Genomic DNA, 24,132 nt, shown 5'->3' with positions numbered 1-24,132 from the left:
TTGCCCCCGGACCTCCCTGAGGCCGCGCCCCGGCCCCCGATCGCCGTCAGCCGATGGTCGTCTCCGACACCACCCACGCCAGATAATCCTCGCTGCCGTTCACGATGGGCGTCGCGATGACCTCGGGGGTCTCGTAGTCGTGCGCCTCGCGGATATGCGCCTCCAGCTCGTCGTAGCGCGCGGCGGTGGTCTTGAACAGCACCTGCCACTCGGCCGCCGTCTCGACCTCCCCCTCCCACCGGTACACGGATGTCACGGGCTGGCTGATCTGCGCACAGGCCGCCAGCCGGGCCTCGATCGCCCCACGGGCCAGCGCCTCGGCCTTCTCGGGGGTGTCGGTGGTGGTCAGTACGGTCAGGTAGTCGGCCACTGCTGCGGTACCTCTCTCCACGGGGCGGTTGCACGGCACGGCTGCGGACTGGCGCCCACCACGCTAGCCGGTGAGGATTGAGGGAACCCGCCGACGATCAGACCGGACCGATCGAGGGGCACTCATGGATGACCTCACCACGCTCGCGCGCCACCATCTGGACCAGGCCAAGGCCGATCCGCACGGGCGCAGCGCACATCTGTTCCTGCACGACGGCCCGCTGCGGCAGAGCGTGATCGCCATGGTCTCCGGCTGCGAGCTCGACGAGCACAACGCTCCCCCGGCGGCCAGTCTCCAGGTGCTGCACGGGCATGTACGGCTGACCGGCGGCGGTGACCGGTTCGATCTCATCGCGGGCCAGGTGCAGGAGTTGCCGCACGAACGGCACGGGTTGCGGGCGCTGGAGGACTCGGTGGTGCTACTGACGGCCGTGACCGCCACGCATGGCTGTCCCACGCCTTACGAGGACGCGGCCACCGCCTGACGCAGCGTCGATATGCGGCTCCGCCGCGTGGCACGGGCTCCGCCCCGGGACCCCGGGACCCCGGGACCTGAGGCCTGGGGCCTGGGCGAAGCCCCGGACACCCTCCAAGCGCACTGGGGCGGCGGGGCCAGCGGGTCTCTCCCCTCCCCGCCCCTTCCCACTACCAGGGGCTCCGCCCCTGGACCCCGGAGGGCGGCGAGCCGGCCGTCGCCGCGATCAGCTCACCGGCCGGGCCGCCTGGGACGCGGGGGTCGAGCAGCCGACCGGTGGGCAGGGGGCCGGCGCGTGCGCGTGGCGGGCGGCGAGGGCGTGAACACCCGCGTCCGCGGGCCGGTCGCGGCCGGCGCACCGGCACAGCGGATGACCGCGCACATCCGCATTCTCCGGCCGGAGTCCGGGACGGAACCCCGAGGTCACCTCACCCCGGGACCCCGGAAGGCGGCGAGCCGGCCGTCGCCGCGATCAGCTCACCGGCCGGGGGCGCCCATCGCACCACCTGCGAGGCGGCCGGGGTCTGGGGCGGAGCTCCAGTTTCGGGAAGGGGCGGGGCGGGGAGCAGCACGCCGCAGGCGTCACCTCCGGCGGACACCCCCTAGTCGCTGCCGCCGCCACCGCCACCACCGCAGGAGTGGTGGCCACCGCCGTAGTCGCCCCCGTGACCGCCGTGACCGCCGTGACCGCCGTAGTCGCCGCCATGGCTCCCGCCACGGTCGTCGCCCCATCCGTGCGCGGTGTAGAAGGACTCCTGGTCGAGGTACTCGGGGTCGTAGGCGATGAGGAGGTTCCGGTCCCAGTAGGCCGGGCCGCCGGTCGGGATGGGTATCGCGTCGCTGACGGCCCTGCGCCGGGCCGGTTCCGGGACGACGACGGGGCCGTAGAAGACGTACGGGGGGAGCGTCCCCTCCCGCACGGCCGCTGCCACGCGGCGCCTGCCCATGCGGGTGGGGCGGCCCCGGAGACGGGTGAGCAGTCCGTCAGCCGTGAGCCGGTGCCGGATCTCCGCCAGCTCGGGTCCGCCGAGCAGCGCGGGGACCACCTGGTCCACTGGCCTCGAGCGCGGGCACAGCGCGATGAGCGCCCGCTCTATCGGGTGCTCGGCCCCCGGATGATCGGCCCCCGGATGCTCGGCCCCCGAGTGTTCAGCCCCCGCCCCCGCCGTGGCGCGGATCCGGGAGCGCCGGAGGGTGATCACATCCCGCTCCTGGAGCGCTATCAGGAGGGTCTGGATCACCCACGGCCGCCCGCCCACCAGATAGGCGATGTCATAAAGGTCCGGGCGTCTCGTCATGGCACACATCGGAATGCCCCCGTCCATCCGAACTGTTCATGTACTGTCAGTTTTGTCTTTCTGAACGGTGATGAACCCTGATGAGTGCCGTTTCAGAGCAGAATTTGAGCTTTCGCCCCCTTACTCGTTCGACGTCGTGACGGACACATCCGCCGACGGACCGGCGCCCGTGGCGGTCAGTGCCGCGACCGAGAAGGTGTACGCGGTGGCCGGGCGCAGCTTGCCGATCACCCGCAGCATCCCCTTGGCCCGGGGCTGGGAGACCAGGACGTCGCGGCCGGTCACGGCGATACCCCGGCCGTCGGAGACGGTGATGCGGTAGCCGATGACCGGGGTGTCGCCGGTGGTCTTGGGCGGGGTCCAAGAGAGCCTCGCCGCCGTGGCGTCGGCGTTGGCCTTGACCCCGGTGGGGACGCCGGGCAGGGCGCCGGGGCCGCCGGCGGTGGGCGTCACGGGGGCCGCGGGGAGGGACACCTCGCTCACCCCGGCCTTGTTGCGGGCGGTGACGGTGACCGTGTACGAGGTCCCGTTGTCGAGCCCGCGGACGACCGCGTAGGCGGTGCGCTTGAAGTCGGCGGCCGGGATGGTGGTGGAGACGGACCGCGAACCGCCCGAAGCCGTCACCGTGTACGAGGTGACCGAGGAACCACCCTCGACGTACGACGGGTTCCAGGTGACGTACACCGATCCGTCCGCCGCGAAGTCCCCCACGCGGGTGGGCGCCTCGGGCACGGAGTCGGCGGCGAACGTGCGGCCGAGCAGCCCCCGGTAGCGGGGTTCGAGACCGGCCCCGGCCACGATGTCGGCCGGTGCCTCGGACGGATCGTCCAGGATGTGGTTGCCGCTGGTCACCACGCCCTTGTCGTTCCCGTCGGGATCGCCCTGCTCCCAGTAGTTGCCGACGATGCGGGTCGGGTCGTTGTTGCCGAGGTCGTCGCGGTAGTCGACGTGGGCGCTGAGGACGTTGGCCTGAGCGCCGTAGAGGACATTGCCTTCGACCGTGACATAGGTGCAGCCGTTGTCGGTGTAGACGGTCCGGCCCAGCCCCCACCCGTCGTGGATGACATTGCCGGTGATCTTCTCGCCGTTGTCGAGGGAGCTTCCGGTGAGGCCCTGGGTGTAGACGCCGGCGCCGTCGTCGAGTGCCTGCATGTAGTCGAAGATGAGGTTGTTGGACACCCTGTTGTCGCGGGAGACATTGGCGGTGGCCGGTTTGCCGATCTTGTCGGGCCAGCCGCCCCAGCCCATCGAGATCGCCGAGTAGGCGACATGGTCGATCTGGTTGTGGGCGATGGTGTTGTCCTGGGTGTAGCCGTTGAGGATGGCGACGCCGCCGTGGTACTCGCGGGGCAGCGCGTAAAGGTGGTTGTTCGTCACCGACACCTCGCGGGTGAGGTCGGCGTCGCTGCCCGGCCGTGGGGCGTCCACCCCGCCGATCTCCATGCCGTTGCCGGAGATGTCGGTGAAGACATTGCCGCGTACGGTCGCGTTCCGCGTCCCGGTGCCGAGTTCGAGCCCGGCCGCGCCGAGGTGGGTGAACGCGTCGTCGGAGAACTCGATGTCACGGCCGTGGCTGATGGCCACGCTGCCGGGCATCTTGGTCCAGGACGCGTACGGGCAGGTGCCGCCCGGGGTGTACTCGCACAGCCCCTGCGTCTTCCAGCCCTCCGGGCCGGTCACCGTATAGCCCGCCTGCACCTCGGAGAAGCCCTCGGGCGAGGAGGGGGTGAGCCAGGTGGCGTACGAGAACTCGATACCGCGCAGGGCGATGTCGTGCAGCGGCGCCCGCCCGGTGCCCCGCCCGTCGACCAGCTTCTCCAGGACCGGCGCCGCCACGTCGGCGGTGCGCGGATTCTCCCCGGAGCGCGGGCGGTAGTAGACGGTGCGGGTGTGCCGGTCGAGGTACCACTCCCCGGGCTGGTCCAGAACCTCGAAGGCGTTCTCGACATAGCCGGGCAGCGCGCCGCCTGTGAGCTTGGCGGGGCCGACCATGTTGATGCTGCGGCCGGGGATGTCGGGGAACTCCACGCGCCTGGTGGAGTTGTCCCAGCACGGCTGGGCCATGGTGAGGGTGGTGCCGGTCATCGAGCCGATGGGGCAGCGCGGTTCGGTCCACGGGCCGAGCCCGTACTGCCGGATGTTCCACAGCGCCTCACCGCTGGGGTAGACGAACTCGATGTCCGACGGATTGCGCCAGCGGGCGAGGGTGTCGGCGGACGCGGTGTAACCGGTGTCGGTCGCGGTGAGGGTCACCGGGATCGGCCCGCGCGCCCGCTGGGCGCGGACGCCGTTCACATACAGCTGTCGGGTGTTGTCCAGCCCGGCGGGCGCGGGCGCCGACCACAGCCCGGCGCTGCCCTTGACCGGCCGCCAGCCCCGGACCGCCCGCCCACCGCTGAACACGGTGCCCTTGCCGCCCTGCCAGATGACGCGATGGCCATTGCCCCCGGAGTCACGAGAGTCGAGGACGAGCGGACGGGTGAGGCGGTACGTGCCCGGCGCGAGATGCACCGTAAGGTCGGCACTCTGGTGCGGGACACGCTTCCGTACGAGGTCGCGGGCGCGCTCGGGGGTGCGGACGGGGGCGGCGCGGGTGCCGGGGGCGCGGTCGTCGCCGTTGGGTGCGACATAGACATCGGCGGCGGGACGGGGCCCGCGCGCGACGGCGTCGGCGGTGCCGCCGAACGCGGCGCCGAGGGTGGCTAAGACAGCCGCGACGGCGGCGGCTCTCGGGGCCGCCCTACGGGCCTTGCGGACGGTCCGGATGCGTGAGCGTACGTACTCCGACATGTCCCTCCCTGCGGAACCTTGCTGGAACCCTGCTGGAACTCGTGGAGTGCTGGCCCGGGAAAGGTAGGATCTATGAGCGGAACACGTCAATATAGCGGCACGGAATCGCCTCGCTTCGCCTCCAAGGCGTCAATTCATTGGATCTATTGACCCGTGAGGGGCGTTCGGAGTGTCAGGGCGCCGTGTCGCCGTCGTACAGGACGACGTACCGGCCGCGGGCCTCGCCGCCCTCCGACAGCCGCCAGCCCGCGCTGACATGGCCCCGGATCCCGGTGGACTCCGCACCGGACTCCGGACGCAGAACGCGCGTCACATGGAGGGCGGGACCCCCGTCGCCCAGCGGCAGACGGGTGCCGTCCGGACGGTTCGCGACGGCCGGAGCCTCCGCGGCCCCCGCCGGGACGTCGAACCCGGCTCCGGTCACCTCAGCCGTGACGGACGGATCCGGGGTGTGGGACTCGCTCTGCGCCTGCGGTTCGGCGCGGCCCTGGAGGAGCGCGATCAACTGGGCCACCAGCACCGGGTCATACGGCCCGTCGTAGATCCACCGCTGCCCCAGCACCCCGTGCTCGGTCGTGCCGATGAGGGCCCGCTCGGCTCCGTCGAGCGGCGCGGCGCGATAGGTCATCGGAACGTGGTACCAGGCGGGCCGGTCACCGGCGTCGTCCCGGACCACCATGAACTCGATCCCCACCTCGCCCTCCGGGTCGTCGAGGCGGAAGCCGCCGACCCGGGACAGCTCCGGAGGGCGCCGCGCGGCGGCGTACCACGGCTGCTGGGGCAGCCACGGGGTCAGGAGCTCCAACTTGGTCGGGCTCATCGTGGTCTTGTGAATGATCGACATGCCGTGTGAACGCCTTCGCTCGTCGTACGCTTCCCGGTCGCCGACACGGTCTCACGGCGCGCGGAAAGACCCGGCGCGCCGTGCGCGCCGGGCCTTTTGACGGCCGACCCCCCACTTGGCCGGCCGGTGGATCAGGAGCGGGTCGCGCGGGTCGCCTCGACCGCCGTGGTCTTCGCGTCCGAAGACGGCTTGGTGGCCCGGTGCCCGTCATTGGACACGACGATCACGCAGACCTTGCCCGGCTTGCCCGGCTTACCGGGCTTGGTGGGCAGGGGCTTCCCGGGCTTGGCGGGCGTGGCGGGCTTGCCCGGCTTGGCGGGCTTGGCGGGCGTGGTGGGCTTACCCGGCTTCGCGGGGAAGGCGGGGACGGAGTCCGAGTTCCCGGCGCCACGCTTGATCACCACGACCTTGCAGGTCTTCCCGGGGTCGGTCGGGAAGGCGGGGATGACGACGCAGGTGTCGTCGTGCCCGCGGGAGCGGTCCTTCGACACCGCGACGGCCTTCTTACCGGCGGCCTTGCCCGCATCGGTCAGCTTGACCGTCTTGGCATGCTCAACCACCTTGCCCGGCTTGGCCGGCTTACCCGGCGTGGTCGGCTTGGTCGGCTTGGCGCTGTCGTCGTCGGCCCGGATCACACAGAGGGCCGGACCCTGGGACGTCTTCCCCTTGGCGGCGGAGGCCGACGCCGAGGAGGACTGGGAGGCAGAGGCCGAGGCGGGGGCCGCGGCCCCCAGCGCCAGGGCGCCCGCCGCCACGGCGAGCACGACACCGCGCCGCTTCGCGGCCGAGAAACGGGGCAGAGTACGGGACATGGGCACAGCTCTCCTTCGTTCGGGGAGTGGAACTGGCTGCCGAAGGATCCTTGATCCGTCGGCGCACTCACCGTGGCGCACCGATGCTGAGTCCTCGCTGAATCACCTGAGGCCCCGCTGAAACGGTGCCGGTTTCAGCGGGGCCTCAGCTTGCCCGTGCCATCCTGACCGCGTGCGCATACTGGTGGTGGAAGATGACGCCCGACTCCGCGAGCTGCTCACCGAGGGCCTGGAGCAGGAGGGTTTCACCATCGAGACGGCGGCCGACGGGCTGAGCGGCCTGGCGCTGGCCCGGTCCGGCGAGTACGCGGCGATCGTGCTGGATGTGATGCTCCCCGGGTGCTCCGGCTATCAGCTGTGCTCGCGGCTGCGCGAGGAGGGCGACTGGACGCCGATCCTGATGCTCACCGCCAAGGACGGCGAGTACGACGAGGCCGATGGGCTCGACGTGGGCGCGGACGACTATCTGACCAAGCCGTTCTCCTTCGTCGTCCTGATCGCCCGGGTGCGCGCCCTGGTGCGGCGCGGCGGGCTGGACCGGCCCGAGGTGCTGGAGCTGGGCGATCTGCGGCTGGAGCCCGCGGCGCTGGCCTGCGCGCGCGGGACGGACGAGGTCACGCTCACGGCCAAGGAGTTCGCCGTGCTGGAGTACCTGGCGCGGCGCGCCGGGCAGGTGGTCTCCAAGTCCGAGATCGTGCAGAGCGTATGGGACGCCGCGTACGACGGCGGGGCCAACCTCGTCGAGGTCTACATCCGCAGTCTGCGCCGGAAGATCGATGTGCCGTACGGACGGCGGTCGATCCGCACGATACGGGGCGCGGGCTATCTGCTGGCCCGCGACGGAGGGTGAAACGGTGGGGCACACAGCGGGCTCGATACGCAGCGCGGACGCGGAGCACATGGCGCACGGGCAGCGGGAGTCGGAGGGCACACGGACCCACCGCCCGCGCCTGACCTCCGGGTTGAGCGTGCGCGCCAAGGCCGTGCTGGCGGCCGCCGGGACCGTGGCCTTCGCGATCGCGCTGTGCATGCTGGCACTGGTGCTCGCCCTCCAGCACAACCTCCGTGCCAGCGCCGATCTGGACGCCAGGAACGCCGCCGTGGCGATCAAGGGCCAGCTGAAGACCCGGGCCATGCCGCAGCGGGCATACATCGTCGCCCCCGGCGCGGTGACGATCAAGGACGCCTCCGGCCGGACGGTCACCCCCACGGCCCCGGCGGATGCCGCCTCGCAGGGGTCGGCCGGGCTCCCGGGGCTCCACACCAAACCGGCCGAGCCCGCCGAACCCACCAAACCCGCCGAATCCACTGAATCCACCGAAACCGTCGAGGCCGGGCGGCCGTACAGCGTGACGGTGAGCCCCTCGACCACCTCACTCGACAGCGCCACCGGGCTGATGCTGCGCCAGGCCGCCCCAGCGGCCGCCGGTCTGGTGCTGTTCGTGGCGGGGCTCACCTGGCTGCTGGTGGGGCGCGCACTGCGCCCGGTCGCCGCGATGCGGCAGGAGTTCACCGAGATCACCGAGCGCGATCTGCACCGCCGGGTGCCGGTGCCCCGGGCGCGGGACGAGATCCACCGGCTGGCCCGGACCATGAACGCCACGCTGGACCGGCTGCACCGGGCCATGACCCGGCAGCGGCAGTTCGTGGCCGACGCCTCGCATGAGCTGCGCAGCCCCATCGCGGCCGTACGCGCCCAGCTCGAGCTGGTCCTGGCCCGCCCGTCGCGCACCGACTGGCCGGCCGCCGTGCACAAGGCGCTGCGGGACACCGACCGGCTCCAGGCCGTCGCCTCGGATCTGCTGCTGCTCGCCCGGCTCGACGCGCAGGAGGCGCCGCCCAAGGCCGCGGTGGACCTCGGGGCGCTGGCGGCCGAGGAGGTACGGCGCCACCCGGGCGCGCTCACGATGGACCAGCCCACGATGGCCGGGGGTCTCCCCACGAAGACCGGGGACCACCCCACGAATTCCGGGAACCAGGACCGGGCCGCCGTCGTGACCGGCAGCCGGGTGCAGCTGTCCCGGCTGCTCACCAACCTCGCCGACAACGCCCGCCGCCACACCCGCACCAGCGTCTCCATCACCGTGGCGGTCCAGGGCGGCATGGTCGAACTGGCCGTGGACGACGACGGCCCCGGCATCCCCGAATGCGACCGCGAGCGCGTCTTCGAGCGGTTCACCCGGCTGGATGATGCCCGGGCCCGCCAGGACGGCGGCACCGGTCTCGGCCTCGCCATCGCCAATGACATCGCTCACGCCCACGGCGGCACCCTTACGGTGCTCACCAGCCCGCGGGGCGGGGCTCGCCTGCTGTTGCGCCTGCCCCGGGCGGCATAGCCGGGCCCGACCCCGGTGCCGACACGGCTGCCCAGTCGTGAGAGTTTGGCAACTACCGGACCAGACTGATCAGTTGGTCAGTAGTATCTGCCCTTTCTTGGCCGTGTCCCAGATGGAGGTGTCGAAGGTGCTGTCGGGGACGGGGGCCGTCGTGCTGGCCGCGTCCGCGGTGCTGGTACTGGTGTTAGCACTGTGCCTCACCTGGGTGGTCAGACTTCGCCGCGCGCTCGCGGACGCGCGTAGGGCGACCGAGCGAGAACGAGCCGTTTCCGAGCGGGAACGAGCCAATGCGGCCGAAGAGCGGGCGCTGGCGGCCGAGCGCGGCGAGGAGGTCGCCCGGCTGGCCGCCGTACAGACCGATCTGGACGAGGCGGCGCGCCGGGAGCGGATCCTGCGCGACTCCGTCCAGGCGTCGTTCGAGTCCGTGGCCCGCAATATGCACGCCATGTCGATGGTGCAGCAGCAGGTCCTCGACGGCCTGGAGCAGTATGTCGAGGACGCCGGGCTGATGGGCGAGGTCATGAAGGCGGACCACGCCGCCGCCCAGATGACCCGCAAGGCCCAGACGCTGCTGGTGATGTGCGGGATCTGGCCCGCGCGGCGGGAGACCCGGCCGGTGTCGCTCTTCGACTGTGTGCGGGGCGCGCAGTCGCGCATCGTGGAGTTCGGCCGGGTGGACGTCCACGGCGGTCAGACCCTCTACGCGGTGGCCCCCGCCGTGGAGGGCCTGATGCACGCGGTGGCCGAACTCCTGGAGAACGCCACGGTCTTCTCCCCCTCCCGCACCCAGGTCGCGGTCGCCATCCGCGAGGTCGCGGCGGGCGCGGTCATCGAGATCGACGACGCGGGGCTCGGGATGCCGCCGGACGTGCTGGAGAAGGCCGTGGGCCAGCTGCGGGACGGTCTCGACCTGGCCCAGCTGGGCGCGGTGCCCCGGCTGGGGCTCGCCTGTGTGGGGCGCTGGTCGCGGGAGCTGGGCTTCGGCGTCGAGCTGTCCACGGCGTCGGCGTACGGCGGCACCCGGGTGGTGGTCTTCGTACCGCACCGGCTGCTGACCGAGCAGCCGAGCGCCGTACGGGCGGCGGACCACAAACCGGTGGTCGTGGAGCCCGTGGTCGTCGGCACGGTGAACCAGGACGCGGGCGGCGCGGGGCTCGGCACGGCCGCCGCCGACCCCGCCGGGGGCGGTCTGCTGAACGGCGTGTCCGTGGACGACGTCCCCGACGCGCCCGACGCCCCCGCGCCCCTCGGCACCGGGCTGCCCCGGCGCCGCAACCGCCGCCGCCCGGCCGCCGGAGCCGCGTCGGCCTCCGGCTCCGCCCCGGCCTCCTCCACCGACGTGGCCGATGGGGCCGATGGGGCCGACGCGGTCGGCCTCGCCACCGCCTCCGGCACCCCCGCCCGCGCCGCGCCCACCCCGCCGGCCGCGGCGGCCCCCTGGACACCCGAGGCCGCCCGCGCCTCCATCACCAGCGTCGTCTCCGGCACCCGCCGCGGGCGCGCGGAAGCGGAGGCGGAGACGGAGACGGAAGCGGAGACCGTACCGCCCGAGGATGAATCGAGTCCGGACCGAGAAGACCGAGAGGGAGGCCGGTAGTGGCCGGAACCATATCCAGGTTGCCCGACGTGGGATGGATGCTGCGTCCGCTGACGGGGATCCCCGGGGTGCGGCATGCCGTCGTCGTCTCGGAGGACGGTCTGCGCATGGGCCATGACTCCGCCGAGGGGCTGACCGGCGAGGTGTCCCGGCTCGGGGTGGCCGAGGCCGAGTCGCTGGCCGCCGCCTGTGCCGCGCTCACGGTCACCAGCCAGTCCACGGTGTCGCTGCTGTTCGGCGACGAGGCCGGGGTGCGGCAGCTGATGATCGAGTCCGACAGCGGGTTCGTGCTGTTCACCTCGGCCGGTCAGGGCGCCTCGCTGGGGGTGGCCACCGACACGGAGGCGGATGTCGGCCTGGTGGCTCAGCAGATGCAGTTACTGGTCGCGAAGATCGGTGCCCATCTGAGCAGCCAGCCGCGGGAGCCGATGGGCCGCCCGACGTCATGAGCCGACCCGGCGAGGAACGCACCACGGCCGCGGTGCGCCCCTATGTGATCACACGGGGGCGTGCCGGTTCCTCACGGGATGCTCTGCCGCTGGAAACGCTTGTCGTGGCGTCCGGGAGCGCGCTGCCGCCGCATCTCCAGCCCGAGTACCGGCGGATCGCCGACTTCTGCCAGGGGCTGCTGTCGGTGGCGGAGGTCGCCGCCCATCTCGGTCAGCCACCGGCCGTGGTGCAGGTGCTGCTCGCGGATCTCATCGACTGGGGGCACATCGTGGCGCGTCCGCCGATCCGGGTGGTCAAGCGAAAACGTGCCGATTTGGACTTGCTGAGGAAGGTGCTCGATGGGCTTGAGAGCAAGCTCTGAGATCTCGATGGCCGGTACGGACGGCACAACCAGGACCGACCACCACACGGCCCACACGGCCCACCCGGCCCACCCGGGTCACGCGGACCGCACGACCCGCACAGACCACACCAACGAGACAGGCGATACGGACGAGACGGGCGATACGGACGACATGGATGACATGGACGACACCCCCGTCATGTACGTGGAGTCCAGCGTGGCCGGGGCGGCCAAGATCCTGGTGGTCGGCCCGATGGGCGTCGGCAAGACCACGCTGATCGGCACGGTGTCGGAGATCAAGCCGCTCTCCACCGAGGCGACCATGAGCCAGGCCGGGGCCCGGCTCGACACCAAGGTGCGGCCGTCGAAGACCACGACCACCGTCGCGCTGGACTTCGGGCGGATCACCCTGGGCGGCGAGTTGGTGCTGTACCTCTTCGGCACCCCCGGCCAGCAGCGGTTCCTGCCCGCCTGGAAGGACCTGGCGCGCGGCGCGCTGGGCGCGCTCGCGCTGGTCGACACCCGCGATCTGGAGGCGTCCTTCGACGCGATCGGGCATCTGGAGGACCTGGATGTGCCGTTCTCCGTCGCCGTCAACGCCTTCCCGGACAGCACTCCGCACAACGAGGACGATCTGCGCTCCGCGCTCGATCTGCTCCCCCACACCCCGCTGGTCATCTGTGACGCCCGGGAGCACAAGTCCTCGGTCCAGGCGCTGATCTCGCTCGTCTCGCATCTGATCGAGACGCTGACGGAGGCGTCGTGACCGCCCGGGCCGCCTCCCGGGTGCCGCTGTACGGGACCGCGCTCGACGGTCCGCTCACCGACCTGTACGAGCGGATGCGGCGCGACCACGGTCCGGTGGTCCCGGTGGAGATCGCGCCCCGGGTCGAGGCATGGCTGGTCATCGGCCACCGTGAGCTGCTCCATCTCACCCGCGACGAGCAGTACTTCTCCCATGACCCGCGCCGCTGGACCCCGCTGCGCGAGGGCCGGGTGGCGGCCGACTCGCCGCTGATGCCGCTGGTGGGCTGGCGCCCGGCGCTGCTGTTCGCGGACGGCGCGGCGCACCGCCGGATGCGCTCGGCGGTGGCCGACGCGCTGGGGCGGGTCAACGGCCATGAGCTGATCCGCAGGGTGCGGGCCACCGCGGAGCGGCTGGTCGCCGGGTTCGCCGACCAGCACGCGGCGGATCTGGTCGAGAGTTACGCCCGCCTCCTGCCGCTCCAGGTCGTCACCGAACTGCTGGGCCTCGACGAGGAGAACGGGGCCCGGCTGGTCGAGACGCTCACCACGATCGTCGCCCCGACCGTGGCCGCCACCGGCGCCAACAAGCGGATGGGCCAGATCCTGCTCCAGCTGATCGCCGGGAAGAAGCGGCGGCCGGGCGCGGACCTGACGTCCTGGCTGCTGGAGCACCCCGTCGGGCTCAGCGACGAGGAGGTGCTGCACAACCTCGTGGTGATCATCGTCGCGGGCAACAACACCACCGTGAACTGGATCGCCTCCACGCTCCAGATCCTGCTCACCGACCCCGCGTTCCGCTCCTCGCTGGCCCGCGGCCACCTCACCGTGGACGACGCCCTGGACCTGGTGCTGTGGCGCCAGCCGCCCACCCAGAACTTCCCCGGCCGCTACGCCACCCGCGATCTGCGCTTCGGCGGCCAGGACATCCGCGCCGGGGACATGCTCATCCTGGGCCTCGCGGGCGCCAACGCGGACCCCGAGGTGCTGCCCGAGGACGGACGTCCGGTGGTCGGCAACCGCTCGTACCTCGCCTTCGGGGCGGGCCCGCACGGCTGCCCGGCGCGGGATCCGGCCCGGCTGATCACCCGTACCGCCGTGGACACGCTGCGCCACCGGCTGCCCGATATGGAGATCGCGGTGCCGGAGGAGCAGCTTCCGTGGATCACCTCGCCGTGGTCCAAGGGCCTGGCCAAGCTGCCGGTGCGGTTCTCCGCGCCGCAGCTGGCCGCCGACGCCCCGGCTTCGGGTCCGGGTTCGGCCCCGACCCCCGACCGACCGGCCCCGACCCCCGACTCCCCCGCAGGAGACAGCAGATGACCGACGGCCGATGCCCCGTGTCGCACGCCGACCCCGCCGCACCGCACCGCCTGGACCCCACCGGGGCGCGCCAGCACGCGGTGAACGAAGAGCTGCGCGCCCGCGGGGCCGCGGTCCCGGTCCTGCTGCCCGGTGACGTACCGGCATACGCCATCACCCGGCACGAGGAGCTGAAGGACTTCGTCACCCACCCCGACGTGGCCAAGAACGCCTGCCACTTCGCCGCGCTGCGGAACGACGAGCTCCCGCCCGGCTGGCCGATGCGTACCTTCGCCACCGTGCGCGGCATGATCACCGCGGATGGCGAGGACCACAAGCGGCTGCGGTCCCTGGTGACCCGGGCGTTCACCCCGCGCCGGGTGGAGGCGCTGCGCCCGGTGGTCCACGAGCTGACCGGAACGCTGCTCGATCGGCTGGGCGAGGCCGCCGCGGCCGATCCGGACGGGGTGGCCGATCTGCGCCGCCACTTCGCGCTGCCGCTGCCCATGAACGTGATCTGCCGGCTGCTGGGCGTCGACGACCACTACCAGGACCGGCTGCACGAGCTCTCCAACGAGATCGTCTCCACCCAGACCGCGGCCGATCGGGTCCCGGCCGCCAACCGCGAGATGGTGGCGATCCTCGGCCAGGTGGCCGCTGCCCGGCTGCAGGACCCCGGGGACGATCTCACCAGCGCGCTGATCGCGGTCCGTGAGGAGGACGGCGACCGGCTCAGCGAGGAGGAGCTGATCGGCACGCTGATGCTGACGATCATCGCCGGGCACGAGACCACGCTCAACCTGATCACCAACGCGGTGCGGGCGCTGTGCAACCACCGCGATCAGCTGGATCTGGTCCGCTCCGGGGCCGCGAGCTGGAGCGATGTGGTCGAGGAGACGCTGCGGTACGACAGCCCGGTGTCCTTCTTCCCGTTCCGCTACACCACGAGGGACCTCCCGGTCGGGGACGCGGTCATCCCCAAGGGCGCGCCCGTGCTCGTCTCGTACACCGCCGCCGGGCGCGACGAGCGGGCGTACGGCCCGGACGCCGGCCGCTTCGACGTCACCCGGGGCGCGCGCCATCTGTCCTTCGGCCACGGCGCCCACTTCTGCCTGGGCGCCCCGCTGGCCCGCATGGAGGCCGTGATCGCCCTCGAAGCCCTCTTCACCCGCTTCCCCGCGCTGGATCTGGCGATCCCCGACGAGGAGCTGGTCCCCCACCCCAGCTTCGTGGGCAACAGCCCGCGGCGGCTGCCCATCCGGCTGGGGACGCCCGGGGTGGCTCACAGCGGCTGAGGGAGCGCGCTGAGGGCAGCGTTGCCTACGGGAAACGGCGGGGATGCGGCTGGGTAACAGGCACCCCGCAGGCTTCCTGGCATGGAGTCGTACAGGGAGCCGATGAGGCCGGGCCGCCGCCGGGTGGTGATCGTCGGCGGCGGCATGGCGGGTACGAGGCTGGCGCAGCAGCTGGCCGCGCGGGGCGCGGGCCCGGGCTCGCTCGCCGTCGAGGTCACGATCATCGGTGAGGAGCCGCACCCCGCGTACAACCGGGTGCTGCTCGCCGAGGTACTCGCCGGGCGGTACGCCCCGGAGGTCATCGCGCTCCCCGCCCCCGCCGCCGGGGTACGGCGGCTGAGCGGGGTGCGGGTGGTGCGCGTCGACCGCCCCACGGCGGAGGTGGTCTGCGACGACGGCCGCCGCGTGCCGTACGACGCGCTGGTGCTGGCCACCGGCTCCAACCCGGTGCTGCCACCGCTGCGCGGCCTGTTCGAACCGGACGGCCACGAGCTTCCGGACGGCGTCCACGCCTTCCGCACCATGGACGACTGCCTGGCCCTCGGCGCCGCCGTACGCCCCGGGGCGCGGGCCGTCGTCATCGGCGGCGGGCTCCTGGGGGTCTCCGCCGCGCGTGCGCTGGCCCAGCGCGGCGCCCAGGTGGTCCTGGCGCAGCAGGGCGAGCACCTGATGGAGCGCCAGCTGGACCCGGGCGCGTCAGGGGTCCTGCGGCGGCATATGGCGGCGCTGGGCGTGGAGGTCCACACGGAGTGCCGCGTCCGCGGCCTGCGCACGCGCGCGGTGGACGGCGGGCGCGCGGTGAGCGGCGTCGACCTGGCCGACGGATACGTCCTGGAGGCGGACCTGGTCGTGCTGGCGTGCGGGGTCCGGCCACGGGTCGGTTTGGCGGTGGCCGCTGGGCTGGACGTGGCGCGGGGGGTCATGATCGACGACGAGCTGCGGACGAGTGATCCGCGGGTGTTCGCGGTGGGCGACTGCGCGGAGCACGCGGGGGTCGTGTACGGCCTGGCGGGCGCCGCCCAGGAACAGGCGGACGTGCTGGCGCGCCTGCTCTCCCCCACCCCGCCCCTCCCCGAACCTACGGGGCCCCGCCCCCCAGCCCCCCAGGAGGCCGCCGCCCCGGAACCCGCACCTGGGGACCGGTTCGTGGGCACGGACGCCGTACCCGCCGACCCCGCTGCGTGGGCACAACGCGGCCACCGGGCCGCATCCGGCGGCGAGACCGCGCCCCGGTACCACGGCACCCGCACGCTCACCCGGCTCACGCTCACCGCAGCGCCCGGCTCCGCCGGAGCGAGCCCGTCGGGTACCGATGGCCCCCTCGATCTCGCTGCCTTCGGCAACCCCACCCCCGCCCCCGGCGACGACGTGATTCACCTCACCGACGCCACCCGCAACACGTACCGCAAAGTCGTGGTCCGCGGTGACCGCCTGCTCGGGGGCATTCTTCTCGGCGATCTCGGCACCGTTGGCGCGCTCGCCCGTACCTGGGAGAGCGATGAGCCGCTCCCCGCCACCCCCTTGCTCCACCTGTTGACCAACGACGGAGGGTCCTGACGATGAGCGCATCGAATCCCCGAACCGCCGAGAACGCCGGAAACGCCGGAAACGCCGCACCCACCATCGTGCTCATCGGCCACGGCATGGTCGGCCAGCGGTTTCTCGAAGCGCTGGCCGAGCGGAAGGTCACGGAGACCGCCCGCGTCGTCGTGTTCTGCGAGGAGCCCCGCCCCGCCTATGACCGTGTCCAGCTGACCTCGTACTTCTCCGGGCGCACCCCGGACGAGCTCTCGCTCGTCGAGGACGGCTTCATGGCACGCCACGGCATCGAGTTGCGGCTGGGCGACCCGGCCCAGGTCATCGACCGCGACGCCCGCACCGTGACCAGCCAATCCGGGCTGACCGTCGCCTACGACACGCTCGTGCTGGCCACCGGCTCGTATCCGTTCGTCCCGCCCGTGCCCGGCAAGGACAGCGACGGTTGCTTCGTCTACCGGACCGTTGAGGATCTGCTCGCGATCGAGGAGTACGCGAAGGACCGCTCGTCCGGCATCGTCGTCGGCGGCGGGCTGCTCGGCCTCGAGGCCGCCGGTGCGCTCAAGGGGCTCGGGCTCACCACCCATATCGTGGAGTTCAACCCGCGCCTGATGGCCATCCAGGTGGACGAGGGCGGCGGCGCCGCGCTGCGCCGGACGGTCGAGGACATGGGCCTGATCGTGCACACCGGCGTCGGCGGTAAGGAGATCACGGCGGACGGCGACGGCGCGGTCACCGCCATGACGCTGTCCGACGGCTCGTCCATCGACACCGACCTCGTCATCTTCTCGGCGGGCGTGCGCCCCCGCGATCAACTGGCCCGGGACTGTGGCCTGGAGGTCGGCGAGCGCGGCGGCATCGCGGTGGACGAGACGTGCCGCACCAGCGATCCGGCGGTGTACGCGATCGGCGAGTGCGCGCTGGCCGCCGACGGCCGGGTGTACGGGCTGGTCGCGCCCGGCTACGAGATGGCCGAGGTGGCGGCCCGCGAGATCGCCGATACCCCCGCCGACGAGGGCTTCACCGGCGCCGACACCTCCACCAAGCTCAAGCTCCTCGGCGTCGACGTGGCCAGCTTCGGCGACGCCCACGGCACCGCCGACGGCTGCCTGGACGTCGTCTACTCCGACTCCCGCACGGGCGTCTACAAGAAGCTCGTGGTGGGCGCCGACGGCGCGCTCCTCGGCGGGGTGCTGGTCGGCGACGCCGAGGCGTACGGCATGCTGCGCCCCCTCACCGGCTCGGTGCCGCCCGTGAGCGCCGAGCAGCTCGTCCTCCCGGCGGGGCTTGGCGCACCCGCCGCCCTCGGCCCCTCCGCGCTGCCGGACGAGGCGGTCATCTGCAACTGCCACAACGTCACCAAGGGCGCGATCCGTTCGGCCGTCACCGACCACCACTGCACCTCCGTCCCGGAGGTGAAGAAGTGCACCAAGGCGGGCACCGGCTGCGGCAGTTGCGTCAAGGCGCTCACCTCGCTCGTCAACGACGAGCTGGAGGCGAGCGGGGTCAGCGTGGACAAGGGGCTGTGCGGCTGCTTCGCGTACACCCGCGCCGAGCTGTACGAGATCGTCCGCACCCTGCGCATCACCAGCTACGCCCAGCTGCTGGACAGCCACGGCCGGGCGGAGGCCCGGGAGGGCGACGGCTGTGAGGTGTGCAAGCCCGCCGTGGCCTCGATCATCGCCTCGCTGGCCCCGACCCTGGGCGCGAGCGGCTATGTCCTGGACGGCGAGCAGGCGGCCCTCCAGGACACCAACGACCACTTCCTGGCCAACCTCCAGCGCAACGGGTCGTATTCGATCGTCCCCCGGATCCCCGGCGGGGAGATCACCCCGGAGAAGCTGATCGTGATCGGCGAGGTGGCCCGGGACTTCGGGCTCTACACGAAGATCACCGGAGGGCAGCGGATCGACCTCTTCGGCGCCCGGGTGGACCAGCTCCCGCTGATCTGGGCGCGGCTGGTGGACGCCGGTTTCGAGTCCGGCCACGCGTACGGCAAGGCGCTGCGCACCGTGAAGTCGTGCGTGGGCCAGACCTGGTGCCGCTACGGAGTGCAGGACTCGGTCCGGATGGCCATCGACCTGGAGCTGCGCTACCGGGGCTTGCGCTCACCGCACAAGCTCAAGTCGGCCGTCTCCGGCTGTGCCCGCGAATGCGCCGAGGCGCGCGGCAAGGACTTCGGCGTGATCGCCACGTCCAACGGCTGGAACCTGTACGTGGGCGGCAACGGCGGGGCGGATCCGCGCCACGCCGATCTGCTCGCCCAGGACCTGGACGACAAGGAGCTGATCCGGCTCATCGACCGGTTCCTGATGTTCTACATCCGCACCGCGGACCGCCTGGAGCGCACCTCGGCCTGGCTGGAGCGGATCGAGGGCGGTCTGGACCACGTCCGCGAGGTGGTGGTCGAGGACTCACTGGGGCTGTGCGCCGAACTCGAGGCGATGATGGCCGACCATGTGACCGGCTACCGCGACGAGTGGGCCGAGACCCTGGGCGACCCCGAGCGGCTGCGGCGCTTCGTCTCCTTCGTCAACGCGCCGGGCGCGGCCGACCCGACGGTGAAGTTCGTGCCCGAGCGCGACCAGGTCAAGCCGGACCTGACGATCCTGTCAGGACCCACCCTCCCCGTCCGTACTCTCGAAGGGACTGCCAGCCGATGACCATGGCACCCATGACGCCCATGGCAGCCGAGCGGACCGCGGTCCGCGTGGAACTCCTCGTCGACCAGCGCTGGTTCACCGTCTGCGAGCTGACCGACCTGACCCCCGGGCGCGGGGTGGCCGCACTGCTGCCGGACGGCGCCCAGGTGGCGGTCTTCCTTGACCGCTCGGGGCGCGTGTACGCGATCGCCAACCGCGACCCGTTCACCGGGGCGTATGTCCTCTCCCGGGGGCTGCTGGGCTCGGCGGGCGGGCGGCCGTTCGTCGCCTCCCCGCTGCTGAAGCAGCGCTTCGACCTGGCGACGGGGCGGTGCCTGGACGACGAGGGGGTCGTCGTCCAGGCGTACGCGACCCGTACCCGGGCGGGCGCGGACGAAGCGTCAGCCCAGGTCGCCTGAGACAAGGTGTCGGCCCGGGTCGCATGAGACGAGGCGTCGGCCCAGGTCCCGAGGTGTCAGCCCAGGTCCCGGGGTGTCAGCCCAGGTCGCGTGAGACCAGGACTCCGCACTGGACGGGGTCGCTCGCGCAGCCTGCCGTCCCCGCGGCGAGCACGCCCTTCGTCCCGGGGACGCCCGCGACGCCGAGCACCGTGGACATCTCGCTGTGCTCGGTGACGTCGGCGGGCAGCTCCTCGGTCGCCCACCCCGTACCGGTCCAACGGGCCAGTACGGAGTGGGGGTTGCCCGGGGCCCAGCCGGCGATCCACAGCCGCCCGGCGCCGTCCGCGCCCGCGGCGTTCGCCTCGCCGACGGGGAGCGCGGGGAGCGACTGCCAGCGGCCGCCGGTCCAGCGGGTGGCCATGGTGGCCGTGGGCGACTGCGGGTCGTTGGTCTTCCCGACGACGTAGACCGAGTTACGGCCGGTGGCCACAGCGTGGTTGGCCACCCAGCCGGTCGGGTGCTCGCCGGGGGCCGGCACCTCGCGGACCGTCCAGCCGCTGCCGTTCCAGTGGTACAGCAGCGGTACGGACACCTCGCCGGTCATGGCGCTCGCGGTGACCCATACGTCGTCCGGGCCGGTGCCGGTGATGTCCCAGGGCTGTACCTCGCCACCGCCGGGGGCGGCGGGGAGGGACGCCTTCTCCCATCCGGAGCCGGTCCAGCGCTCCAGACGGGAGACCTGAGCGTCGCCGTTCGGATCCCAGTCGAAACTGGTCAGCCAGGCCGACTTCGGGCCGAACGCGGCCAGGTCGCCGACGAAGCTCAGGGACCCCTCCGCGGGCGCCGCGTGGCCGACCTTCGTCCACTTCTCGCCGTCCCAGTGCTGCAGCACGATCGGCGCGGAGGTGTTGTCGGCCAGGCTGCCGGCCGCCCAGGCGTCGTCGGGCGCGGCGGCGGCGACCTTCTCCAGCTGGGCGGGCCTGCCGTCGGTGGAGGCGGCGGGCACGTCCGCCCATGTGCTGCCGTTCCAGTGCCTGATCAGGGGGGCGGGCCCATCGGCACCGTCCGTCGTGCGACCCACCGACCAGGCGTCCTCGGCGCCGGTCGCGGCGACGTCCCAGAACTCCCGCGAGGCGGTCTCGCTCAGCGGCGTCCGCAGCTTCCACGGGGTGTCGGCGCGGGCCGTCCGGTCGGACGAGGCGCTGGGCGTGGCGCCGGTCGTGGCGTTCGCGGGGGTGCCGAGGGTGGCGAGCGTGCCGAGTGCGACCGCGCACACCGCGACCGCCGTGCGCAGCCGCGTCCGGCGGGTTACGGGCCGTCCTGCCGTTCTGTCCATGACCGTCCTTCTGCTCGGGTGGGGTTCTCAGAAGGAAATGGCCGCCGCCCGCCCGTTCTTACAGCTCGCCCCGACCGGTCATTCAGGGGCCTTCAGCTGCCGGTCGCTCCACTCCGACTCCACCGTGGCGGTGTAGTTCACCACCGTGCCCGCCGTGAGCCCCGCCTCGGCGGCCTTCGCGTTCGGCTTGGTCAGCACCTCCTGGTCGGACAGCAGGGCCCCGGTCGCCGGGTCCACGATCAGCTCCGACCGCGCGGTCCCGTAGTCGGGCCGGGCGGTCGCCGGCAGGGCGAAGCCGACCCCCTTACGGCCCAGCGGGTCGGTCACCTCGCCGAGCGACCGGATGCCCGGCAGATCCGCGATGACGCGGTACGCGGCGGCCCGGACCCCGGGCCTGACCGGGAGGCCGATCAGCCCGGCCGCCTGCCGCCACATCCACTCGGTGCGGCCGGAGATCTCGCTTCCACGGTCCTCCTCGTACAGGTCCGCCAGCACCTCCTTCAACTTCGCGCTGTCGCCGGGGAGTTTCCGCAGCTCCGCGTAGCTCACATTGCGCGCGCCAAGGGCGGCGATCTTGTCGCCGCTGTTGATCCGGTCCACCGTCGGCCGCTTCCTCGCCCCCGGCTCCAGCCGCAGACCGAGCTTGCCGCCCGACCCGGACGCGGCGAGCGTCACGTCCTTCGGCGATCCGGCGGCCCGCCAGCGCGCCGTGTCGCGCTCGGTGCGGGGCTCGGTGGTGGCGTCGATCCCCGAGACCCACAGGCTCCGCGTACCGGGCCGCACCCCGTAGGACCACCGCGATGTCTCGGAGGAGACCACCGCGAAGGTCGACTCGGCCGCGGAGGCGACGCCGATCCAGGACGACCGCGTGGTCGTCTGCCAGTACGTGCCCTCGTCCGCCGTGCGATCCACCCGGGCGGCCACGTTGAGCAGCGCCAGGCGGCCGCTCTCGGCAGTGTGCCGGGGGCCGTCCGTGGTGGGTCCGGCGGTGGCGCGGGAACCGCGGGTGTCCCGGGCGCCGGAGCCGCCCTCCGGCAGGGTGGCGACCAGCACCCCGGCCGCGGCCGCCGTCGCTGCGACCGGCAGCGCCCACCGCCAGGTGAACGGCCGGGCGGACCGGCGGGATTCTGGGGCGTCGGGCCTGCTCGCCAGGATGGTGATCAGGTCGTGCCGGGCGCGTTCCGAACCGGCCAGGCGCTCCGGATCGAGCTCCGGGGGCCGGGCGTCCGCCAGCGTCTTCATGACATCGGGCCGCTTACGTGCCATGTCGGTGCTCCTTCACTGTCGCTTTCGGGCGGGAGTCGCGAGGGTCGCGAGGGTCGCGAGGGTCGCGAGAGGGTCCGGCCGCGTCCACGGCCCGCTCCAGCCGCCGTCTGGCCCGGTGCAGCCGCACCGAGAACGTGGCGGTGGAGCAGCCCAGGACGCGTGCCGCCTGTCTCGGGCCGAGCCCGTGCCAGGCGACCAGCGTCAGCAGTTCGCGGTCGGCGGCGGACAGCCCCGCCAGCGCCTCCAGCGCCACCGCGCGCTCGGCCACCCCCGCGGCCACGTCCTCGACCTGGGCGCCGGAGGCGATGACGCGCTGGGCCTCCCGAGCGGCCAGGGCGTACTGCCTGCCGTCGCGGCGCCGCAGCTCGCGGGTCAGATTGCGGGCCACGCCGAGCAGCCACGGCAGCGGTGGCGTGGGGATGTCCCGCATCCGCCGCCAGGCGACCGTAAAGGTCTCGCTGGTGATGTCCTCACCGACCTGCCGGCCCACCAGGCCGGTCGCGTAGGCCAGCACACGGGGATGACACTCCTCGTAAAGGTCCCGAAAGCGTTGGGCGTCGGTCACGCCGTCTCCTCATCTCGGCTCTCTCACCATGCAGTGGTCGAGGGCCGCGCTTTCTTACACCTGAGGGAGAGGAGATTCCGGGTGACGAGATTACGGGTGGCGAGATTACGGGTGGCGCGGTGCCCGGGACGGTGGAGGCGGGACGGTGGAGGCCGGGACGGTGGAGGTCGGCCGGGCGGCGCTGCGTAAGCTCAGGAGCTTCATGGGGACGTCCCTCTCTCGCCTCTTCACGTCCGATCCGGTTTTCCGGAAGACTTCTGCAAGGTTCCGAGGGTTGCGTCCCCGGGAAGCAAGAGGCGGGGGTGACTCCCGTCAACGGAGGAGGCGGTAATGGCTACGGAGAGCAGGGGCACCGAGGGCAGCGCCCGGCCCAAGGTGACGATCACGGCCATCGCCCAGGAGGCCGGGGTGTCGGTGCCCACGGTCTCCCGGGTGGTCAACGGCCGTTCGGACGTCTCGCCCGAGACCCGGGCCCGGGTCGAGGACCTGCTGCGGCTCCACGGCTACCGCCGCCGCCAGAGCGCGCCCGGCGACCGCGCCGCCTTGGTGGACCTGGTCTTCAACGACCTGGACAGCCCCTGGGCTGTGGAGATCATCCGGGGTGTGGAGGACGTCGCACATCAGGACGGGGTGGGCACGGTGGTCTCGGCGATCCACGGCCGCGCGGGCTCCGCCCGGCAGTGGCTGAAGAACCTGCGGGCCCGCGCCTCGGACGGGGTGATCCTGGTGACGTCCGTACTGGAGCCGGTGGTCCACGAGGAGTTGCGGCGGCTGAACGTGCCGATCGTGGTCGTCGACCCGGCCGGCTCCCCGGCGCTGGACGCGCCCACCGTGGGGGCCACCAACTGGGCGGGCGGCTTGGCCGCCACCGAACATCTGCTGAGCCTCGGCCACCGGCGGATCGGGCTGATCGCCGGTCTGCCGAGGCTGCTGTGCAGCCGGGCGCGGCTGGACGGCCATCGCGCGGCGCTGGAGGCGGCCGGGGTGCCGTTCGACCAGGCTCTGGTCGCGCAGGGCGACTTCTACCACGAGTCCGGTTTCCACGGCTGCGACCAGCTGATGTCCGGCCCCACCCCGCCGACCGCCATCTTCGCGTCCAGCGACCAGATGGCGCTGGGCGCGATCGAGGCGCTGCGGCGGCGGGGCCTGCGGGTTCCGGAGGATGTGAGCGTCATCGGCTTCGACGACCTTCCCGAGGTCCGCTGGTCGGCGCCCCCGTTGACGACGATCCGCCAGCCGTTGGCGGACATGGGCAAGTTGGCCGCCCGTACGGTGTTGCGGCAGGCGCGGGGGGAGGAGATCGAGTCCCCGAGGGTCGAACTGGCCACCCAGCTGATCATCCGCGCCAGCACGGCCCCGCCCGCCGAGGGCTGATCCCCCACCCCGCCCCTTCCCGAACGGGGGCCGCGCCCCCGCCCCCGCCGGGGCTCCGCCCCGGACCCCGGTCCTCAATCTCCCCCAGCTACCGCTGGGAGGTGCCCCCTGACGGGCTGGAAAATCCAGCCCGTCCGGCGATTGAGGACACGCCCGAAGGGCGTTATGGGGGCGGGGGCGCAGCCCCCGCGAAGGTGTGGGACGCAACCCCGACAGGGGCGGGGGCGCAGCCCCGACGAGATCAGAGGACTCGGGACCCACGCGGGATCCGGGGCGAAGCCCCGACGGGAGTGTGGAAACGCAGCCGCGACGCGATCAGAGGGCGCAGCCGTCACGGGGCCCGGGGCGAAGCCCCGACGG

General features: G+C 72.7%; 21 protein-coding genes. 13 read left to right on the top strand and 8 right to left on the bottom strand.

Annotation, left to right across the window (positions count from 1 at the left end):
* Positions 1 to 46: 46 nt before the first annotated feature.
* Complete coding sequence (gene cutA, locus ACMTAK_RS33600; RefSeq protein ID WP_020871507.1) at positions 47 to 370, bottom strand: divalent-cation tolerance protein CutA; 324 nt, start codon at positions 368 to 370, stop codon at positions 47 to 49.
* Between the two features lie 124 nt (positions 371 to 494).
* Between cutA and ACMTAK_RS33595 the strand changes: the two genes are divergently transcribed.
* Entirely contained in the window at positions 495 to 854 is a 360-nt protein-coding gene (locus tag ACMTAK_RS33595) for a cupin domain-containing protein (protein ID WP_413809634.1), read from the top strand.
* Between the two features lie 592 nt (positions 855 to 1,446).
* Here the strand turns inward: ACMTAK_RS33595 and ACMTAK_RS33590 are convergent.
* From ACMTAK_RS33590 to ACMTAK_RS33575, 4 genes are all read right to left on the bottom strand, one after another.
* Positions 1,447 to 2,142, bottom strand: coding sequence for a TIGR04222 domain-containing membrane protein (locus ACMTAK_RS33590; RefSeq protein WP_413809633.1), 696 nt, complete (start codon positions 2,140 to 2,142; stop codon positions 1,447 to 1,449).
* Positions 2,143 to 2,262: 120 nt separating this feature from the next.
* Positions 2,263 to 4,932, bottom strand: a complete 2,670-nt coding sequence (locus tag ACMTAK_RS33585; protein ID WP_413809632.1) for a fibronectin type III domain-containing protein — start codon at positions 4,930 to 4,932, stop codon at positions 2,263 to 2,265.
* A 172-nt stretch (positions 4,933 to 5,104) separates the two neighbouring features.
* Positions 5,105 to 5,776, bottom strand: coding sequence for a maltokinase N-terminal cap-like domain-containing protein (locus tag ACMTAK_RS33580; RefSeq protein WP_413809631.1), 672 nt, complete (start codon positions 5,774 to 5,776; stop codon positions 5,105 to 5,107).
* A 131-nt stretch (positions 5,777 to 5,907) separates the two neighbouring features.
* Positions 5,908 to 6,588 (bottom strand): hypothetical protein, encoded by a 681-nt coding sequence (locus ACMTAK_RS33575; RefSeq protein ID WP_413809630.1) that lies wholly within the window; start codon positions 6,586 to 6,588, stop codon positions 5,908 to 5,910.
* 172 nt (positions 6,589 to 6,760) lie between these two features.
* Here ACMTAK_RS33575 and ACMTAK_RS33570 point away from each other — a divergent pair, with 172 nt between their 5' ends.
* The 11 genes from ACMTAK_RS33570 (at position 6,761) to nirD (ending at position 19,249) form a co-directional block, all read left to right on the top strand.
* Positions 6,761 to 7,438 (top strand): response regulator transcription factor, encoded by a 678-nt coding sequence (locus ACMTAK_RS33570; protein WP_020871501.1) that lies wholly within the window; start codon positions 6,761 to 6,763, stop codon positions 7,436 to 7,438.
* 4 nt (positions 7,439 to 7,442) lie between these two features.
* Positions 7,443 to 8,924: a sensor histidine kinase gene (locus ACMTAK_RS33565; protein ID WP_413809629.1), complete on the top strand. Its 1,482-nt coding sequence runs from the start codon at positions 7,443 to 7,445 to the stop codon at positions 8,922 to 8,924.
* A 112-nt stretch (positions 8,925 to 9,036) separates the two neighbouring features.
* Positions 9,037 to 10,521: an ATP-binding protein gene (locus tag ACMTAK_RS33560; RefSeq protein WP_413813075.1), complete on the top strand. Its 1,485-nt coding sequence runs from the start codon at positions 9,037 to 9,039 to the stop codon at positions 10,519 to 10,521.
* Positions 10,521 to 10,970, top strand: coding sequence for a roadblock/LC7 domain-containing protein (locus tag ACMTAK_RS33555; RefSeq protein WP_121824213.1), 450 nt, complete (start codon positions 10,521 to 10,523; stop codon positions 10,968 to 10,970). The genes ACMTAK_RS33560 and ACMTAK_RS33555 overlap by 1 nt, the downstream gene beginning before the upstream one ends.
* Positions 10,967 to 11,332 (top strand): DUF742 domain-containing protein, encoded by a 366-nt coding sequence (locus ACMTAK_RS33550; protein ID WP_037946190.1) that lies wholly within the window; start codon positions 10,967 to 10,969, stop codon positions 11,330 to 11,332. The genes ACMTAK_RS33555 and ACMTAK_RS33550 overlap by 4 nt, the downstream gene beginning before the upstream one ends.
* Positions 11,333 to 11,339: 7 nt before the next feature.
* The gene (locus tag ACMTAK_RS33545) at positions 11,340 to 12,080 is read left to right on the top strand and encodes a GTP-binding protein (RefSeq protein ID WP_413813074.1); all 741 of its coding nucleotides are present in this window, start codon (positions 11,340 to 11,342) and stop codon (positions 12,078 to 12,080) included.
* Positions 12,077 to 13,378, top strand: a complete 1,302-nt coding sequence (locus ACMTAK_RS33540; RefSeq protein WP_413809628.1) for a cytochrome P450 — start codon at positions 12,077 to 12,079, stop codon at positions 13,376 to 13,378. Before ACMTAK_RS33545 ends, ACMTAK_RS33540 begins: the two co-directional genes overlap by 4 nt.
* Positions 13,375 to 14,652, top strand: a complete 1,278-nt coding sequence (locus ACMTAK_RS33535) for a cytochrome P450 family protein (protein WP_413809627.1) — start codon at positions 13,375 to 13,377, stop codon at positions 14,650 to 14,652. Before ACMTAK_RS33540 ends, ACMTAK_RS33535 begins: the two co-directional genes overlap by 4 nt.
* Before the next feature lie 123 nt (positions 14,653 to 14,775).
* On the top strand, positions 14,776 to 16,209 hold the full coding sequence (locus ACMTAK_RS33530; RefSeq protein WP_413813073.1) for an NAD(P)/FAD-dependent oxidoreductase: 1,434 nt from the start codon (positions 14,776 to 14,778) through the stop codon (positions 16,207 to 16,209).
* 2 nt (positions 16,210 to 16,211) lie between these two features.
* Complete coding sequence (gene nirB / locus ACMTAK_RS33525; RefSeq protein ID WP_413809626.1) at positions 16,212 to 18,851, top strand: nitrite reductase large subunit NirB; 2,640 nt, start codon at positions 16,212 to 16,214, stop codon at positions 18,849 to 18,851.
* Entirely contained in the window at positions 18,848 to 19,249 is a 402-nt protein-coding gene (gene nirD, locus ACMTAK_RS33520; protein ID WP_413809625.1) for a nitrite reductase small subunit NirD, read from the top strand. Before nirB ends, nirD begins: the two co-directional genes overlap by 4 nt.
* A gap of 76 nt (positions 19,250 to 19,325) precedes the next feature.
* Here nirD and ACMTAK_RS33515 read toward each other — a convergent pair whose 3' ends face one another.
* The 3 genes from ACMTAK_RS33515 to ACMTAK_RS33505 all read right to left on the bottom strand — a co-directional run bounded on the left by ACMTAK_RS33515 (position 19,326) and on the right by ACMTAK_RS33505 (position 22,398).
* Positions 19,326 to 20,567 carry a hypothetical protein gene (locus ACMTAK_RS33515; RefSeq protein WP_413809624.1) on the bottom strand — a complete coding sequence of 414 codons (1,242 nt, stop codon included), beginning with the start codon at positions 20,565 to 20,567 and terminating at the stop codon, positions 19,326 to 19,328.
* A gap of 78 nt (positions 20,568 to 20,645) precedes the next feature.
* Entirely contained in the window at positions 20,646 to 21,833 is a 1,188-nt protein-coding gene (locus ACMTAK_RS33510; RefSeq protein WP_413809623.1) for a CU044_5270 family protein, read from the bottom strand.
* On the bottom strand, positions 21,823 to 22,398 hold the full coding sequence (locus ACMTAK_RS33505) for an RNA polymerase sigma factor (protein WP_413809622.1): 576 nt from the start codon (positions 22,396 to 22,398) through the stop codon (positions 21,823 to 21,825). The genes ACMTAK_RS33510 and ACMTAK_RS33505 overlap by 11 nt, the downstream gene beginning before the upstream one ends.
* 330 nt (positions 22,399 to 22,728) lie before the next feature.
* On the opposite strand from ACMTAK_RS33505, the gene ACMTAK_RS33500 reads away from it, so the two are divergent.
* The gene (locus ACMTAK_RS33500) at positions 22,729 to 23,772 is read left to right on the top strand and encodes a LacI family DNA-binding transcriptional regulator (RefSeq protein WP_413809621.1); all 1,044 of its coding nucleotides are present in this window, start codon (positions 22,729 to 22,731) and stop codon (positions 23,770 to 23,772) included.
* Positions 23,773 to 24,132: the final 360 nt, after the last annotated feature.

It is taken from the genome of Streptomyces lacaronensis (assembly GCF_047337785.1).
Classification (GTDB): domain Bacteria; phylum Actinomycetota; class Actinomycetes; order Streptomycetales; family Streptomycetaceae; genus Streptomyces; species Streptomyces lycopersici.
The sequence above is the reverse complement of the archived record's forward strand: the minus strand, read 5'-3'. Positions and strand labels throughout refer to the sequence as shown.